The following is an 18,103-nucleotide window of genomic DNA, read 5'->3' as shown; positions in this document are numbered from 1 at the left end:
CACCTGAATCCGTGATCTAAAAATTATTAAAAGTCCAAAATTACCCAACTTTTCGGTATAATTAAAGAAAAAAACGGGCTTTTATAGCTCACCCTAAAGGTGATCATATGGCTAAATTTATTATAGAAGAATCTAACGAAAAAATAATTTCACACTCTGGTATTGCCATAATTGGCCAATTACTTTCGAAAACACAATTAAAGTCCCGGTTAAATGCCGTTAAATTAAGACAAAACGGGCGCAAGCGGACTCCTGTCTCTTCTAATAAAGATATCGCTTATTCCTATATTGGTTTATTATGCCAGGGGAAAAGTGATTTTGAACATATTGAGCCGTTTCGTGAAGACTCCTTTTTTGCGTATGCCCTTGAGATTGATCATATTCCTTCTTGCTCCACATTGCGGCAGCGTCTAGATCTAGCTGGAGCCACCCGGAAATGGGAGCCGATTCTCCTTGAAGAATCAGCGAAACTTCTTCGAAAAATCAATGCGCCTTTGACTCCAATTCTCATTAATGATACGGACTATATGCCATTAGATATTGATGTGTCTCCGTTTGATAATTCTGGTACGAAAAAAGAAGGCGTTTCAAGAACGTATAAAGGCGTAGACGGATTTGCCCCAATCTTTGCTTACTTGGCTCAAGAAGGTTATTTGGTCCATGTTGAACATCGACGGGGAAGTGACCATTGTCAAAAAGGAACACCCGAGTTTATCAGAAAAAGCATTCAGTACGCGAAAAAAGTGACTGATACGCGTCTTCTCTTAAGAGCCGATTCAGGAAATGATAGTAAAGACAATCTTAAAATCTGCCATGAAGAAAAGAGCGATTTTATAATCAAACGAAATCCACGTAAGGAAACAGCAGAAGGCTGGTTAATGATCGCAAAAAAGCACGGAATGTGTTGCGAAGAAAGAGAAGGAAAAACGGTTTACCGCGGTTTCTTGAACGAATCCATCAAAGGCCTGGACAGACCTGTTCGTTTAGTATTTGAAGTCATCGAAAGAACAAGTGACAGAGACGGGCAAACCCTACTTCTTCCTGAAATTTCGTTTGATACCTATTGGACATCCCTTACTTGCCCGGCGACTACCGTGATTGATCTTTATCATGACCATGGAACGAGCGAACAATTTCATAGTGAATTGAAATCGGAATTAGACTTAGAACGATTGCCGTCCGGTAAGTTTGATACGAACTCCTTAGTGTTGCACTTTGGTTTATTTGCTTACAATTTACTGCGTCTTATCGGTCAAGTCAGCCTGCAAAAAGAGGATGCCCCGTTAAAGAAAAAGGTTCAAAGACGCCGGATTCGAACCGTGATTCAAAATTACATGACCCTGGCTGCCAAGTTTGTTATTCATGCCAGACAGCGGCGATTAAAAATAGGAACGGGAAATCGGTGGATTCCTTCTTTTCAAAGAATTTATCAGGCTTTTTCAATTTGAATAAAGCAAGATGCTTATGTTTTTTCCGGAATCAAGCCCCATGATTTTATATTTACCAGGGGTTTGTTTTCCCATGCTTATTTTAATAAAGCAAATCGATAAGTTATTAGATTTGTGTAATAATTACTTTTTAAAGTTATAAAATAATTATTTTATAACAAATTATCCTTGATTCGACTAAATATTTCATTTGAAATCAACATTAAGCCACGGATTCAGGTGACAGTAATATTGTTAATAAGAAATTTATTTAAATTTTATATGATAAGAAGAATACATTTCTCCATAAAAAATGCATAATTTTATTTTATAATCAAGATAATATACCTTTCGTTAGAGAAAATCGAAGAAAAAAGGATGGAAACCAATATGAGGGATATCAATGTATTTCTAGCATTCGGAGCGGGATTGCTCTCTTTTATTTCCCCCTGTTGCTTACCATTATATCCTGCTTTTTTATCTTACATTACAGGGGTATCAGTTGATGAAGTAAAGAAAGAGAATGTAATGCTTCAAAAACGTGCTATGCTTCATACACTTTTTTTCTTACTCGGTTTTTCTGTCATCTTCATTGCTATTGGTTTTAGTACTTCTGCAATAGGAAAAATATTTGCCGATTATCAAGATTTAATCAGACAAATTAGCGCCTTACTAATTATCTTTTTCGGTTTAGTAATATTAGGTGTATTTTCACCAGCTTTTATGATGAAGGATAAACGGTTCATCTTTCGCAACAAGCCCTCCGGTTATTTGGGTTCAATCTTAATTGGAATAGGATTTGCCGCAGGCTGGACTCCCTGTACAGGACCAATTCTTGTATCGGTTATAGCGTTGGCAGCTACCAAACCAAGTGCAGCAATTTTATACATGTTCGCCTATGTATTAGGTTTTGCCGTACCATTTTTCATTATGTCATTTTTTATTGGCAAACTAAATTGGATCAAAAGATATAACTCAGTCATCGTAAAAACTGGGGGATTTCTTATGATTGTCATGGGAATACTGCTGTTTTTTGATTGGATGACAAAAATCATTATCTTTTTTACAGGTTTATTTGGGGGGTTCACAGGTTTTTAACTGTTATGATCCGAAAATAGATATAATCATGAATTAACAGTTATAAGCATTCTTGATACTGTCAACTCAGACGGGACCATATCCCCCCTATCTATAAAAATATTTAGTGTTTATTATTGAATACTTGTGATAAAGCGATCCATCGTTTCATAAGACATAGGACCCACATACTTGTCTCTAATATTTCCATTTTTATCGATGATATACGAAGTGGGGATCGTTATTATGCTGTATAAATTACTGGTCTCTCCTTTTTTATCAAGCACGATTGTAAATGTCATTCCTTTATCCTTCACAAATTCTTTCACTGCATTAAGACTACTTTCGCTATTCGTTAAGTTTACTGCTAATATCTCTACATTGTTATTTTTTTTATCTTCATAGAACTTTTGAATTTCCGGAATTTCTGCTCTGCAAGGCGGACACCAAGTAGCCCAAAAATTCAATATAACCGTCTTTCCACGAAAATCAGACAACTTCACTTTATTTCCCGAAATTGAACGTAATTTAAAGTCTGGGGCAACTTCCCCTTTATTAGTCCCGATTTTGCCTGAAACAAATGAGTTAGACATAACTGTTTTAGGAGATACTATTCTCCCTGTTTCCTGTTGGTTTATAAGCATAGGAGTTATGGAAAGACTTAAAATAATAGCCACTAAAGCTATATTATTTGCTACATTTCTCCGCCCCTCTTTCTCGTCCATAGCAGCCTTTTTCCTTCCTTGTTTCTCTGACCAGTACGAAATACATAAAAAGATAATAATTATAGAAATATATACCAATACTTCTTTTGATATTATCCCAGCATATACAAATTTGGTTTTATATAAGGCTATTTCAAATTGGATTAAATGAAACCATATAGTAATTTGTAGTAGAGTTTTTTGGGATTTGAATCGTGATGATAGTATAAAAAAGCAAACCGCTACTATAGCTTGCAAAATGTTGGGATAATTTTGAGGTTCTTCAATTACGCGTATCCATACAAAAGCACTAAAATACCCAAAATATACTGGAACCACTGCCCGTGTGTAAGAATCCATTGGAATATTTTGTTTTTTTATTTTTAACCAAGTGTAGATTATGATAAAAAGAATCCCAATACCGATTCCAACATATCCGCCGTTAAAATAAAGTATGTTCATAGGATTTTGAAGAACTGATTGGGGGTGTAAAACGACATAGCTTAATTTCCAAATTAGAACTCCATTAATAAAACTGTTGAAAATTAAATCCATGATGTTTCTTTCTATTTTTAATATCCTAACACCGTAATAAAACATCACATAACTAATTAACAAGCCGATTAATAGATAAATATTTTCATTTTGAACTATAATACTATTAAATTGCATTAACCATCCCTCCCCAAATTTATGTGATTCATTCATTTTAAATTAAAAATATGAATTAATTGTGGAGAAACATATTGAAAATTCAAGTTTTTTAGTCATTTGTCAACACCGATTGAAAATTCCCCAATTTCAACGAAATGAAATTCCCCATTTTGAACGATTAATTCGATAACTGGGCAGGATAAAGACCTGCTTTTTTCTTTTCTCGTAGGCGGTAAGAATCTCCTTTAATGTTAAAGGTAATGGCATGATGTAAAAGACGATCTAAAATGGCTGTAGCTAATACATCATCGCCGAATACTTTTCCCCATTCGAGATAGGTTTTATTCGATGTAAGAATCATCACTCCTTGTTCATATCGTTTCGATATGACTTGAAAAAACACATTCGCCGTTAGTTCATCAAAAGGAAAATATCCTACCTCATCAATAATGAGTACGTCTGGGCGACTCCAACGATTGACTAAACGTTGGAGAGTCCCTTTTTCGTTTGCCTTTCGGCATTCTGCCACTAAATCGCCTGCGGTTACAAATAAAGCGGTATATCCTTGAGTAATAGCTTCGATCGCAACAGAAATGGCTAAATGTGTTTTCCCAACACCCGGTGGACCTAGTAAAATTCGAATTTCCCCATTGGCAATAAACCGACAGGTAAGCGTTTCTTTTACTCTCTTTTCACTGATACTCGGTTGAAAAGAAAAGTCAAAATCATGAATCGTTTTGATATAAGGTAGTTTTGCTCGTTTCATTCGCTTTTCTAGTTGCTGAGACTCTTGATATTCCATCTCTTGTAAAACAATAGTGTTTAGAAATTCAGAATATGATACATTATCTCTAGAAGCGTCTTCTAATAAATGATCCAGTTGGTGGGCTGTGTGATGCCAACCGAGTTTTTGTAATCGTTCGATTAACATGTCCTTCATCATACAGTTTCACCTTCTTCCAATGCTGCGTAAGCAGCGAGAGGACGTTGTTCTACTTTTGGAGATGGGGCAGAAGATGAGAGGTCGTTGGTCGCCAAACCTTGAACGCCTTTTATTTTCTGTCCTTTTTCGTTTGAATAGATCCCTTCACAATGTTCCATTTGGATCTGTGCGGATGCCTGCCCAATCCATATCGGATGTCTCGCGATACATTCCTGTTCATCATAAATCTCAATATGATGGTTAAGCGTTTCTTTTATTTTGACCGTTTGTCCTGCGTAGCGATAGGGAACAGAATATTTTTTCCTCTGTATGAAACAAAACAATCTTGACTGACCTCTCGTGTTTCCCAACGATTCGTAGGGAATAACGGTTTGACTCCCCATGATTGAAGGAACTTCTGTTCCTTCTCAAAACGTTGAATCGGCGGTTCTTTCGTTGTTTGATTCGGTTTTCGATTGGCCACTTGATCCAGCCAAGTTCGAATGTCTTCGTTTAAGGCTTGAAGAGTAGATTCGTGCTTTCGTTGAAAAAAATTCTCTTTTAAATACTTGACTACTCTTTCTACTTTTCCCTTTGTTTGGGGACGTTTCGGTCGACATGCATTTGGAATAATACCGTAGTAGGCTAGAAAATCCTCAAATTTTCGGTTAAATCGAATTTCCACTGGAGTATGTTTGAGAACAACGGTTTTCATGTTGTCATAGAGAATTTGTTCAGGAATACCGTTAAAATAAGCAAATGAGTTCATATGGCATTTCATTAAGGTTTCCATATTCATATTGGTGGTAAACTCCACATATTTCATCCGAGAATAACCAAGTACCATAACGAACGCATAAATATCTTGGTATTGATTGGCCACCATATACTTTCCTACGTAGGCCCAGTCCATTTGGGCTTATTTACCTGGTGGTGTTTCATACCGTAAGGTAGCTTGTTTCTTTGGCTGTTCTCGATAAGGTCGAACAAAATCTCTTAATATCGTGATCTTGCCGGTGTATCCCATCGCTTGTATTTCCTCTAAGAGAACGACACAATTTGTGGTCCCTTCTTGTATTCGTTGAAGAAGATAGTTTTTATAAGGATCGAGTTTACTTTCTTTCTTATTCTTATTGACTTTGCGCTCTGGAAGCTTGTCCTCCTTGAGATACTTATGGATGGTTTTCCGATCAAACCCTGTTTCTTTAGCAATCGCTGTTTGTGTCCAGCCTTTCTGATACAACTCTCGAATCATAAAAAACTCCCCAATCTTCAGCATCGTTTCTCCACTCCATCTAAGACGTTGTTTCGAAACGATTATCTGTTATTATTGGGGAATTTTAAACCGTTGTTATTGGGGATTTTATCACCGTTGATTACACCGCTGAGAGAAATAATGGTTTTCCATCCCTAATATGTATATAAATGAAACGGACTCCACTTTCCATGTAAGGTCCCTTAAATACTCAGAAACTAAAAACTTCTTAAAAAAAATAGCAATAATCATATTTAAAATAAATACACTGACTATTAACGTAATTAGAAAACTGTATAAGTATGCAATTGTATTTTTTGGAGAAGACTGTTTTCGCATTTTTACTCTCCCTTATAAATTCTATTATTAATATCTATGAATGGAATCAAGTAAATAGAATAAAGAACTAAGATTTTTAAAAATAATGGCGCATAAAAAATATATTTCTTTAAGAGCTAACCTTCTCTATTCTCTAAAGTTCGTTAAATATCGATATCACAGAAGTGCTTACGATAGGAGTAAAAACTAAAGAAGAAGACATGTAATATAAGAGGTCAAGTTGAATGAGGATGAGAGGTTACTATGTTCATAAAAAGCTAAAAAACAAAAGAAGCTGTTGACAATACTCTCTTATCAACAACTTCCTTCATCTATATAAATTGAATTGGGGGAACAATTGTATTAAATCGCTTTACTGTGCTCAATATAACGAAAAAAGACTGAATTTTACTATAACTTTTTGGATAGCTGTTCAAATTCGCCTAAGATGATCTCTCCTTTGGCTAATCGTACTTTTAATATTTCAATCGGAGATAACTCTTCTTTATAGTCATTGTTAAAACGATATAAGAGATAAAAACCAACGCCGATTCATACACCCCAGAATAACATTATCCCGATCATCATCGCAGAACCTCCAAACATTCCCATTCTGTTTTCCTCCTTTTCCTAACTTTAGAACCAATAAGTGATGGTGTCTAATATGCCAAGTAAAACCATCACAATGCCAGCTGCTTTCTGAACGAACCTTCCTGCTTGTTTTCCTTTTTTCATTAGAGTACCGCTAAATCCTAAGTACCAAAGGATAAAGATGAAGAAAATAACAGGCACAGAGGTTCCGACGGCAAAGACACTCGGTAATAGCACCCCATAAAACGTTGAATATATAAGAGGCATAAGAGTAACAAAAAACAGCACAAACATCGTTGGGCAAAAAGCTAATGAAAAGCCGAAACCCATTAAAAAGGCGCCTGTTTTGCCTTTCTTTAAAAATCGCTCAGGCACTCTGAACAACGTTAAGTTCCAATACATTTTAAAGAGCCCTAACAAATATAAACCTACAAAAATGAGTATGGGACCGATCAGCTTTCTTAACCACGGAAAATATAATGTTAGTGTACTTTGAATCTCTTTCCCCATCAGCCAGACAATCAAGCCTAAACCAGAAAAAGCAATGATTTTACCCAAAATAAATAGGAGCAACTCTTTCCACGCAATTCCTTTTTGCAAGGACTGATTACTGTATAACGTGATCGCTCCTAAGTTACCGGTGAGTTGACACGGAGCCATTGCTCCCACTATACCAAGAACAAAGGCTGACAAAACGGGAATAGATGTCGTTGTATTCGCAATATTCAGAAATGGTTGACTTAGAAAGTTACTAATTTGACTCAACAATGAATATATCATTCTTATCACCTTCTTCTCTACCAGAATCTATATTGCAGCAATAAATTTTGCAGAAATTATGAAGTGGTAAATAACAAAGACATGCTGGCAACATGTCTTTGTCCTAAATTTCCCCTTTTGAAGCTAGCTTTGTCCAGTTTTCACCGTTATTTTTTGTCATAAAAATATCCCCAGTCATGGTGACGATCACAATTTCCTTTTCATTTGCCGGATTAGAGGCTATATACATGATATGGTCTTTTTCATCCAGTGCAGGAACAGAAAGAACTTCCTCCTGTTTTGAATCTAACGATTGTTTTATAAGTATAGGCTTATTATTCTCTACAGCAGCAAATAAAATGGATTTTTCTTGGAATACAAAAGTTGTCGTATTAATTTTTCGAGTAAACCGTTCAAACGTATTTCCATTATCTTTTGAAACGAAAATTCCTTCTGGCGTACTAATTCCGACCATATTTTCTTTTGTTGGGTGAGCAGCAATCGTTCCTGCAGAAGTTTGCGGTAATCCATTTAGTTGACTTTGCGACCACGTTTTGCCGTCGTCTTTACTGTAATATACCCCTTGTCCTAGTGTTTTGTTTTCTACTTGATTCACTACATAAATTATGTGAGTTTTATAGCCAACCGTCATATAATGGAAATCAGATTCTTTATAGAATCCTAAGTTCATTAATGTTTGTCCATTATCAAAACTTTTTACAAGGCCAAGAGGATTTCCTAAAGAAGAGCCTTCTTCTGGATGTCCCGATGAATAAAATCCATCGTCTGTTGCAGAAAAGCCCATATAATCATGTTTATTTGATGTCGTTTCATACCACCTGTTATTTTGGTAAACGAGTAAACCTTTATGTGTTGCAAAGTAAATGGCATTTTTATTTCCTGCATAACCAATTCCATGCAAATGTTCGAATTTTCCTGCTTTCTTTTCTTTAAAGAATGGATTATTTGTAACAGATACGTTGGATTTTGATTGATCTTTACTAGTAATAAAGGATTGATCTTTGTTATTTGATGATGAACAAGCGCCTAGGAGAAGTATGGTGGATGTTAACATAATCGCTTTAACCATTTTTTTCATTACTGATGCCCCTTTTTCGTTTAATAGGTAGATATATTATTTTTTTAATTTTTTTACAGAAATATTTATAGAATTTAAGAAGTTTATTTCCAAAAAACTTCGTTATAATTCTTTCTAAAATCCTTGAAGTTATGTTAGTTCCTAAATCCATTGCGATATAATAAACGGAGATCATTTACTTCAATTCTTTCCCTGTAAAATTTAAAAACGTGCCTTTCTAAAATCAAAATACGTTCATCTTGGTACAAGTACTAAATCACTGAAAATAATAATTAGCACAATATTAGAGAGGTAAACAACATTTTCATATTAATTGAATAGTGTAATGATTTGCATGTTCATGCTCTCATCTTATACCTCCCATTTATATCCTACCCCCCAAACAGTTTGGAGATATTGATCTATCGGAAAACCAGCTTGTCTAAGTTTTTCTCTAATATTTTTTATATGAGAATCTATTGTACGTTCTTCTGTGATTGCGTTATAGCCCCATAATGACACGATGATTTGTTCTCTGCTAAATACTCTGCTTGGATTTTTCAGAAAAAGCCCTAATACAGCAAACTCTTTAGGTGTTAAACAAATAGGCTGGTTTTTATATTGAACTTTATGCTGGCCTTCATCCCATACTAAACCTTGTAACTCAATTTTTGAATGTATCCCTATCGAACGGCGTAGTACAGCCTCTATTCGAGCAAGCAACTCGGATTCGTTAAATGGTTTTGTGATATAATCATCCGCCCCCATTTTAAGTCCTTTTACTTTATCCAATGTTTGATCTCTTGCAGTTACCATGATAATAGGGATATTAGAAAATTCTCTAATTCGTTTACAAGTTTCCCAACCATCCAGTTCCGGCATCATTATATCGAGCAAGACTAAATCAGCTTTGTTCTTTTCTAAGTACTGTATCGCTGATAAACCGGATTCACACTTTACACAATGATACCCTTTAGGCGAAAGATAAAGATCAAGTAAATCTAACATTCGTTTTTCATCGTCAACTAGTAAAATCGTGTACATGCTCATCCCTCCTGTAATGTAATCATTACTTTTGTTCCTTTTCCGTAGATACTATCCGCATAAATAGAACCTCCATGAGCTTCAATAATTTCTTTTACTATTGCTAAGCCTAATCCCGTTCCGCCGTTGGTTCTTGATCTTGATTTTTCCACTCGGTATAACCGTTCAAAAATATGCGGCAAATCCTCTTCAGGAATTCCCGTTCCTTCGTCCGAAACAATCATTACAATGTTCTTTTTCTCCTCCCTTACATCAATAGTGACGGTAGAACCTTGATCGGAATATTTTAAAGCATTGTCTAACAGATTCATCATTACTTGCTCAAAACGTTTTTGGTCTATGTGGGCAGTAATGTTCCCATCACAGTAATAGACAAGAGACATGTTTTTCGCTTGAAAAGCAGGATTCATTTTGTCACATAATTTTTTTAAGAATGCACATAAGTTTGTAGGTTCCTTATGAATGTGAAAGGAATGTTGATCCATCTGTGCTAACTCAAAGAGATCTTTTACCAATTTTTGCATATGCTCTGCTTCTTCATAGATTATGGACAAATATCGATTTCTCTCTGCTTCTTCAATATTGGGTCTCCTAGCTATATCAGCATATCCTTTTACATAAGTCAGTGGGGTACGAAGCTCATGAGATATACTGGCGAGAAATTCTTTTCTTTCTTTTTTTAAGAATTCTAAATCCAGTGCCAATGTTTGAATGGCTTTCCCTAATTCCGCCAATTCGTCCTCCCCTTTTACTTGTAATCGAACAGAAAAATCACCTTTACTTAATTTTTCGGTCATCTGTTTCATACGAATGAGAGGTATGGTAATGACTCTTGATAAGAAAGCAATGGTAATAATGGTTAAAAAGACAGAAAGAATTCCAACCATCATAAAATGGTGCTTTAACTTGTAAATCATATATTGAATAGAATCGGTATTTTGAAACATATAGACATATCCTTTTAGCTTGCCGTTAATCCGAATCGGGCTTACGGTTGCAATATGCGACTCCTTTTGCCAGTTTTTTTGCACTATCATTCCACCATAGGGAATGTTTTTATTTGTTTTTTTAATGATTCTTTTAGCAACTGGTAAAATATTATTTGAAAAATACAATATATTTCCCTTGTCATTGGTAATCACGACGTCTGTCTCCGCTTCAGACTCCATCAATGTGACATGTTCTAACGTAGAAGGATTATAATTTTTTTCTAACACATCGCGGTGGCTGTTCCCTCTTGCTAATAGTTGCTCAAATTCCTCATTAATTCTCGAATGAACCAGAGTAACATATAAAGACGCAAATAAAACCGTCTCTACTCCTAATACAAATACAAAAAATAATAATCCTAATTTGAACGAAATTTTTCTCACTTTTTTTCCCTTCCCATTCAGCCCATAGCTATTTGGGGTCCTTATAAATTGGAGAAGAAACTGATAGGAGATTCATTGGTTGAATTTTTAGCCTTAATCTGTTCCTCTCCCTTATTCATGGAGTATTTGTATTCTATTATTCCCCAATTTTCCATCGGAGTGAAACGTATAGATACTTATCCAACATTTCTCGAAACTTTGTCTAAAACACCAATGTCATTACCAAATTTGCACATCGCATCACAATCACATCGAAGGTCAGAGAATAATATGTAAGAAATTTGGCAAGCATTCGAATGTCGAATAGAAGGCCTTAATAGTTGTGCTTTTATCTCTTTCTCGCGTTTATCTGGAGCAACTAAATAAAACTTAGTTTCGTTTCCATTCATAGTTAAAGCCAAATCAAAGAGTCTTAAAATCCCTGAATAAATAGATGTACTTTTTTCAACTTCAAATGCGCCAACAATTCTTTTTTCTTTGTCTAACCAAATAACATCAATTAGTGCGACGGTTTCCTTTACTGGCTGAGGGATATTTGGCAGATTTAATCGTTTTAAGGAAAATTCCCCCAACTTTTGGTTATTCCATTCTCTTTTATGATCATTTTGGGCAATCCATACATCATAACCAAGTGATTTTCCTAACCTTGCTAAATGATATTGCATTTCCGAATGGTCATTTTCCTCGATCGCATCATTTATCACTTCAGTATGACGTTTCATTTTTGCTTTTGTTTGTTTTTCCATACTTTCTAATGTGATTTCATAGTTTTCGCTAATTACTAATCTCCCCGTTCCAATTTCAAAAAAGAGTCCTCCTATTGCACCAAGGTCCTTGGAAAGTAAATTTCTATGTTTCTCATTAAAATCTAAAATGATTCCTCTCATTTTTAAATATTCTTGCCATGAACCAAGCTTAATTTTTTGGTCAAATAGAAGATTAAACCCTTTTACAATAGCTGTATTAAAAGGCGGGAAAAAAGTTGGATGAAGAAAATAGAGAATATTAGCTACAGCAGGTCCAAGCCCTTTAATTTGTAATTGGTCTAGTTTTACTATTTCTTCTACAAGTTGCTTTTCTGTTGTCGCTTGTAGACATGATTTCAAAAATCTGCCAAAAGCCTTTTTATTAAGTTCATTTTCATAAATATCGGGTATTCGTAGTTTTGGTTTCCAATAAAATGCATGGGCGGCTCCTTCAAAAACTTGTTTTTGTTCTGCAATGGCTGTCACAACAATTTCTAAAGAGGACCCCTTAAAGTCGTTTCCGAATGTATTGTTTTCTATATCGTTAATTACCTCTATTACACCGTTTCGAATAGTACGGAATGCTTTTAATCTTTGGTCATTATCTATAAACCAAGTTTGGTAGACTGATTCCATGTCAGATCGATACTCTTGAATCATCCTTACGAAGTTAGTCCCCATGACAGTTTCTCCTTCCCATTGAACAAATAATTCCAGAATTAAAATATGCATTATTTTACACGATAAATTTGGAGAAATTATGAATTTTAATAAATGGAACAATTTAAATTCGTCATAGCGAATAAATATTTTGTTACTACCATTCCTTTCAGTTTAGTAAAAAGCAGGATTATTTACTGCTTCAGGGGAGAGTGAATATAAACTGTCCGCAACGAGAAAGGAGCAAAGCAAATAACAAGAAACGAAAAAAATTATTTTATAGATAGAAGTATTTATAAATAAACAGCAGGTTGAGCTTATAAGACTGCTGTTTTTTCTATTTACGGAAATTTACGGAGGGACAATTCTCGAAGAAGTATGGATGATTAAAGAAGTTCGAGTAAAAGGAAGGAGAGGTTTTTTTACTTGTCAGAATAAACAAAAAATTTAAGGATAACAAAAATGAAGTTAGATGTGCCCAAAAATTAGGGGCATTCCAAAATGGGGAAAACTCGGAAGAAATATTGCCAAATCTCCTGTAGCTTCAGACTGCATAAAATCCTTGGGAGAACGAAGGGCTAGAGAGTCTTTAACAACAAAACGAATATATTCGTGAGACCTAACAGAACCGCCGCATATGCTGAAATGCACGTACGTTGTTGTAAAAGGAGAAGGGTTATTTACCCTCTCCTACTTAATTAGCCATATAAAGTTGTTTTAGTCTTTATTGCGTAATGCTAATTTTACGGCAAAATAGACAACTAATCCAATGATGAACAGGTTAAGGAGCCAGCCGAAGAATCCAAATCCCATCATTCCCCAACCACTCATCATACCACCCATCATGATCATCACCTCACACATTATCTAGCTGTGCATTCCTTCGCTAATGGAATCATCTGAACGAAATTCAAGGTATCTTCCCTGACCGTTACTATACACAAATACCCCTATACCTATTTATAATACTAACGTAGCAGCAAAGAAGATTCCACTTATAAGCTTTTTATGATTAACATCTCCTTTTTTATTTACCTTCATACCTTCATCGTAAACACCAATTATGAAAAATTGATGTAGAAATTGTGGATAACTTATGAAGATGTATGAATTAGTATCCCATATCTAATCCAAGAAAAAAGAGAAATTTAAAGAATAACTAAAATAGGATAGGATGTGTCCGAATTTAGGGGGGCAATTCACTTATTATTCTAATGTTTCAACTCTCGCAGCTATAAAATGAATGATCCTTGATATGATAGGTTTTTTGTGTTTTTCATATTCACTTAATATAAACGATACCAAATTAGAACAAACTCCTAAACTACTCATGTTGTTTTGTTGCTTCATTTCATACACCACATAACCTACATATACTACCATAAGGATATTTATAATTACCATTCATCCACTATCTATATTGTATTAAACAACTATTTAAATAAAGAAGTGACAGCAAGTCACACTCGCTACCTCTTGTGGATTATATACTTCCATATTCACAAATGATATCTGACCATCGAATCATTTTTCTTACTGTGTTTCCGTTACACTAAATTCCCACAAAACCCCGAACCCTTCTTTTTTGTCTCTTCACCATTGTTTAAAATTTAAACAGAATTAATGACTATAAGTTAGCTAGATTAGAGCCACTGACAATCTCTCCTTCTTCAGCTTTGGTTATCGAAAACACCAGCTTTTCTCTATCCATTCTTTTTATAAGTCATTAAACGGATAATATATGTGAAATATATCTACTGATTAAATTTTCATAATCCTTTGAGTGCACCATACTTTTCTTACGCAAAGTGTTCAAATACACAAACAAAACCAACCATAAACAGGTTGGCTTTGTTATTATAAAGTTTGTTTCACTCGTAACACCCTCATGGCATTTAGAACGGCTAGTACTGTGACACCTACATCTGAGAAAACAGCTTCCCACATTGTTGCAATCCCAAAAGCACCTAATAGAAGGAAAATTCCCTTCACTCCTAAAGCAAACATAATATTTTGCCATACAATTCTACGAGTATGTCTTGCGATACCAATGGCCGTTGGGATTTTAGAAGGTTCATCTGTCATAATGACGATGTCTGCCGCCTCAATGGCTGCATCAGAACCAAATCCCCCCATTGCTATGCCTACATCTGCTCGCGCCAGAACAGGTGTGTCATTAATACCGTCACCGACAAACACGAGTTTTTCTTTTGGAGATTTTTGTGCATCTAACTTCTCAATTTCAGCTACTTTATGTTGCGGCAACAATTCGGCATGTACTTCATCCAGTCCTAACTGTTTTCCTACCGTATCTCCGACTGTTTTGGCATCTCCCGTCAACATGACTGTCTTTTTAATACCTAGTTTCTTTAATGAACGGATAGCTTGTGCTGAATCTTCTTTTACTTCATCTGAAATAACAATGTATCCCGCATATTGTTTATCTACTGCGACATGAACAATGGTTCCAATTTCACTTGGCTCTTTGAACGAGATTTGTTCTTTTGTCATGAGCTTTGCATTTCCAACTAAGATTTCTTTTCCATTGACTGTTACTTGAATCCCATGTCCAGATATTTCATTATAACCTTGGATAGCCTCTTCTTTAATCACTTGCCCATATGCACTGCGAATAGATTGGGCAATAGGATGGTTGGAATGAACTTCTGCAAACGCTGCATATTCTAACAATTCTTCTTTAGACATCGTACCCACTGGATGGATACTTGTCACGTTAAATACACCTTTGGTTAGCGTACCCGTTTTGTCGAATACAACATATTTCACATCATTTAAAGCTTCTAAATAGTTACTACCCTTTACAAGGATACCCGCTTTGGATGCAGCACCAATTCCCCCGAAGAATCCGAGCGGAATGGAAACTACAAGCGCACATGGACAGGAAATAACCAAGAATACCAATGCCCGATACACCCAATCTGAAAACGTTGCTCCACTTATTGCAAGTGGTGGTATTAAGGCTAATGCAACTGCAACGATCACAACTATGGGTGTATAATAACGAGCAAATTTAGTAATAAAATTTTCTGTTGGTGCTTTTCGACTACTTGCATTTTGGACAAGGTCTAAAATCTTAGATACAGTTGATTCTCCAAATCCTTTTGAAACTTCAACCGTTAAGACTCCATTTTTATTGATGAAACCACTTAACATATCACTTCCAGCTTCCACTTCCCGTGGGACTGATTCTCCTGTTAAAGCAGATGTGTCCACCATAGAGCTACCTTCTACGACTTTTCCGTCTAATGGAACTTTTTCACCGGGTTTTACCACAATGAGATCTCCAATTCTCACTTCTTCTGGAGACACTCGTTGAATATCATTACCGACCTTTACATTAGCATAGTCTGGCCGAATATCCATCAATGCACTGATAGACTTGCGGGAACGATTAACCGCAATCCCTTGAAATAATTCGCCTACTTGATAGAATAGCATAACAGCTACTCCCTCTGGGTACTGCTTGACGGCAAATGCTCCGATAGTTGCTAGAGCCATTAGAAAGTGCTCATCAAACACTTGCCCTCTCAGAATATTTTTAACCGCATTTAGAACAATGTCTCCCCCTATAATAATGTAGGCAATAAGAAACAATCCGAGCTGTATAGTACTGGAAACAGGTGCGAACATCCCAATACCGGCTATTATGGCACTAATTCCTAATCGAACTAACAATTTTTTCGTATCTTCACTTCCGGTATCATTGCTATGATCACGTTCATGATCGTGCGATTCTGACACGACTTCTACTTCCGGTTCTAATCGTTTAATAATCTTTGTCGCTTCTGTTTCTAATCGATCTATGTTAGATGGATTAGAACTTTCAAAAATTAGTTTTTTGGAAACAAAATCAACAGTGGATGATGTAACACCCTCTAGCTGTCCCACTTCTTGTTCGATTTTTGCAGCACAATGTGCACAATCTAATCCTTTTAAGAATAAGGTTCGAGTAATGATTCCTTTTTCTTGTAGGTTAATATGCGGTTCTAACATTTTTACTTTTTTCTTTGCTTCGGATACAACAGTTTCCTCTTTTGTTTGTTCTGTTTCCAACGTAAGTGTTTTGGTTGCAAAATTAACAGAGCAAGCTGAAACACCAGCTATCCCTTTTACACCATTTTCAATTTTCATGGCGCAATTCGCACAATCCAATCCTTCTAACGTAAATTCTCGCTTTATCTTCTGTTTTTGCTCTTCCATCCGATTCCCGTCTCTCTTCCTTTTTATATTTTATCTTCATTAACGTGTTTCAATACTTGATCAAAAATCTGAATGATATGACTATCAGCAAGTGAATAATACACTACTTTTCCTTCTTTTCGATTTTTTACTAGCTTGGCTTGCTTTAGTACCCGCAACTGATGAGAAATAGAAGATTGCGACATACCGAGTAAATACGCTAAATCACATACACACATTTCCGATTCAAATAAAGCGTATAAAATACGTGTTCTTGTTCTATCACCAAGTATTTTAAATAGTTCCGCCATCTCAGATAAGACTTCTAGACTTGGGATCTTTTCTTTAACCTTTGTTACGACTTCTGCATGAATCACCGTTTTATCACAAGTTTCTTCACATAATTCTACTGTCTCAGGTCGTTCTTCTGTTATCATTTTATTTTTCATTTACTCACACCCTTTTATATATGAACAATAATTCATATGTTCATATGATTGTTTTAATTATATGAAGCATATCTCTGATATGTCAATCAATATTCGTCTTTACAAAGGATAATATATAAGACACTCTTATCAACTTGTAAGGAAGATATGATGAGAAACAATTGGAACAAATCAACAATTTGCTTATTCAGACGAATCACATCACGAACACAATCATCACCATGATCAGGGTCACGTTCGTGTTGCACAAGATATAACTGATTTACATTCATATTTAGTTGCTGAAGGCAGATTGATTTTGGATAAAAAGTCAATAAATTAATTAAAGATTCTTCATCCCTTGGGGGAAAATGTCAAAAGATAGATGTCATATTCCATTCTGAATAAGATTTAGGATCAGTTATAACAAAATTAACCAAGTATTTATAATTCCTTTTATTTTCAATGTACAAAAAATGTCTAAATTGTTTTATTTAAGGTGAAAAAAATAACGGAGATGTCCTATTGTAGAATCCGGTGATAGAATACTCAATAGTTCCGGTTGAAAATTCCCCACGTTTACCGGACAATCCCTCTGGGAGGGAGTTGTTCAAAATTATAACGAATGGGGAATTTTTTATGATCAAAGAAATGAAACAAAAAGGAATGTACATTACAGACATTGCTAATGAATTAGGGTGTGACAGAAAAACCGTCAGAAAGTGGCTTAATAAAGATGAGCTACCGGTATATAAAAGAAAACAACGTCCGAGTAAACTGGATCCTTATAAGGATTATATTCGCCAGCGAATGGATGAAGGTTGCTTTAATGCGGTGGTAATACTTGATGAAATTCGCAAACAAGGC

General features: G+C 35.4%; 12 protein-coding genes and 2 pseudogenes. 3 read left to right on the top strand and 11 right to left on the bottom strand.

The features are described 5' to 3' along the window. Positions 1-107 precede the first annotated feature (107 nt). Both H538_RS0116645 and H538_RS0116640 read left to right on the top strand, forming a co-directional pair. Positions 108-1,448 carry an IS1380 family transposase gene (locus tag H538_RS0116645; RefSeq protein ID WP_035351257.1) on the top strand — a complete coding sequence of 447 codons (1,341 nt, stop codon included), beginning with the start codon at positions 108-110 and terminating at the stop codon, positions 1,446-1,448. A 369-nt stretch (positions 1,449-1,817) separates the two neighbouring features. Continuing rightward, entirely contained in the window at positions 1,818-2,525 is a 708-nt protein-coding gene (locus H538_RS0116640; RefSeq protein ID WP_026678563.1) for a cytochrome c biogenesis protein CcdA, read from the top strand. Between the two features lie 113 nt (positions 2,526-2,638). Here H538_RS0116640 and H538_RS25690 read toward each other — a convergent pair whose 3' ends face one another. From H538_RS25690 to H538_RS0116575, 11 genes and pseudogenes are all read right to left on the bottom strand, one after another. After that, entirely contained in the window at positions 2,639-3,880 is a 1,242-nt protein-coding gene (locus tag H538_RS25690) for a peroxiredoxin family protein (protein WP_081412693.1), read from the bottom strand. Positions 3,881-4,040: 160 nt separating this feature from the next. After that, positions 4,041-4,805, bottom strand: coding sequence for an IS21-like element helper ATPase IstB (gene istB, locus H538_RS0116630; RefSeq protein ID WP_026678561.1), 765 nt, complete (start codon positions 4,803-4,805; stop codon positions 4,041-4,043). Continuing rightward, a pseudogene (istA, locus tag H538_RS24170) lies at positions 4,802-6,063 on the bottom strand (IS21 family transposase). Before istA ends, istB begins: the two are co-directional and overlap by 4 nt. A gap of 930 nt (positions 6,064-6,993) precedes the next feature. Continuing rightward, entirely contained in the window at positions 6,994-7,725 is a 732-nt protein-coding gene (locus H538_RS0116615; RefSeq protein ID WP_026678559.1) for an urease accessory protein UreH domain-containing protein, read from the bottom strand. Positions 7,726-7,831: 106 nt separating this feature from the next. After that, the gene (locus H538_RS0116610; RefSeq protein WP_025726862.1) at positions 7,832-8,806 is read right to left on the bottom strand and encodes a F510_1955 family glycosylhydrolase; all 975 of its coding nucleotides are present in this window, start codon (positions 8,804-8,806) and stop codon (positions 7,832-7,834) included. 351 nt (positions 8,807-9,157) lie between these two features. Further along, the gene (locus H538_RS0116600) at positions 9,158-9,829 is read right to left on the bottom strand and encodes a response regulator transcription factor (protein WP_025726860.1); all 672 of its coding nucleotides are present in this window, start codon (positions 9,827-9,829) and stop codon (positions 9,158-9,160) included. Positions 9,830-9,831: 2 nt separating this feature from the next. Next, a complete protein-coding gene (locus tag H538_RS0116595) occupies positions 9,832-11,202 on the bottom strand; it encodes a sensor histidine kinase (RefSeq protein ID WP_026678558.1) in 1,371 nt (456 codons plus the stop codon). A gap of 176 nt (positions 11,203-11,378) precedes the next feature. Beyond that, positions 11,379-12,629, bottom strand: coding sequence for a hypothetical protein (locus H538_RS0116590; RefSeq protein WP_026678557.1), 1,251 nt, complete (start codon positions 12,627-12,629; stop codon positions 11,379-11,381). Between the two features lie 696 nt (positions 12,630-13,325). Next, positions 13,326-13,454 (bottom strand): hypothetical protein, encoded by a 129-nt coding sequence (locus H538_RS26985; RefSeq protein WP_281172199.1) that lies wholly within the window; start codon positions 13,452-13,454, stop codon positions 13,326-13,328. Positions 13,455-14,465: 1,011 nt separating this feature from the next. After that, positions 14,466-16,829 carry a heavy metal translocating P-type ATPase gene (locus tag H538_RS0116580; protein ID WP_026678556.1) on the bottom strand — a complete coding sequence of 788 codons (2,364 nt, stop codon included), beginning with the start codon at positions 16,827-16,829 and terminating at the stop codon, positions 14,466-14,468. A gap of 23 nt (positions 16,830-16,852) precedes the next feature. Then, positions 16,853-17,245, bottom strand: coding sequence for an ArsR/SmtB family transcription factor (locus H538_RS0116575; protein WP_026678555.1), 393 nt, complete (start codon positions 17,243-17,245; stop codon positions 16,853-16,855). Between the two features lie 606 nt (positions 17,246-17,851). On the opposite strand from H538_RS0116575, the pseudogene H538_RS0116570 reads away from it, so the two are divergent. Then, a pseudogene (locus H538_RS0116570) lies at positions 17,852-18,103 on the top strand (IS21 family transposase); the annotation flags it as partial.

The sequence above is a fragment of the Fictibacillus gelatini DSM 15865 genome (genome assembly GCF_000430745.1).
GTDB lineage: Bacteria > Bacillota > Bacilli > Bacillales > Fictibacillaceae > Fictibacillus_A > Fictibacillus_A gelatini.
This window is presented reverse-complemented; position numbering and strand designations above follow the sequence as displayed.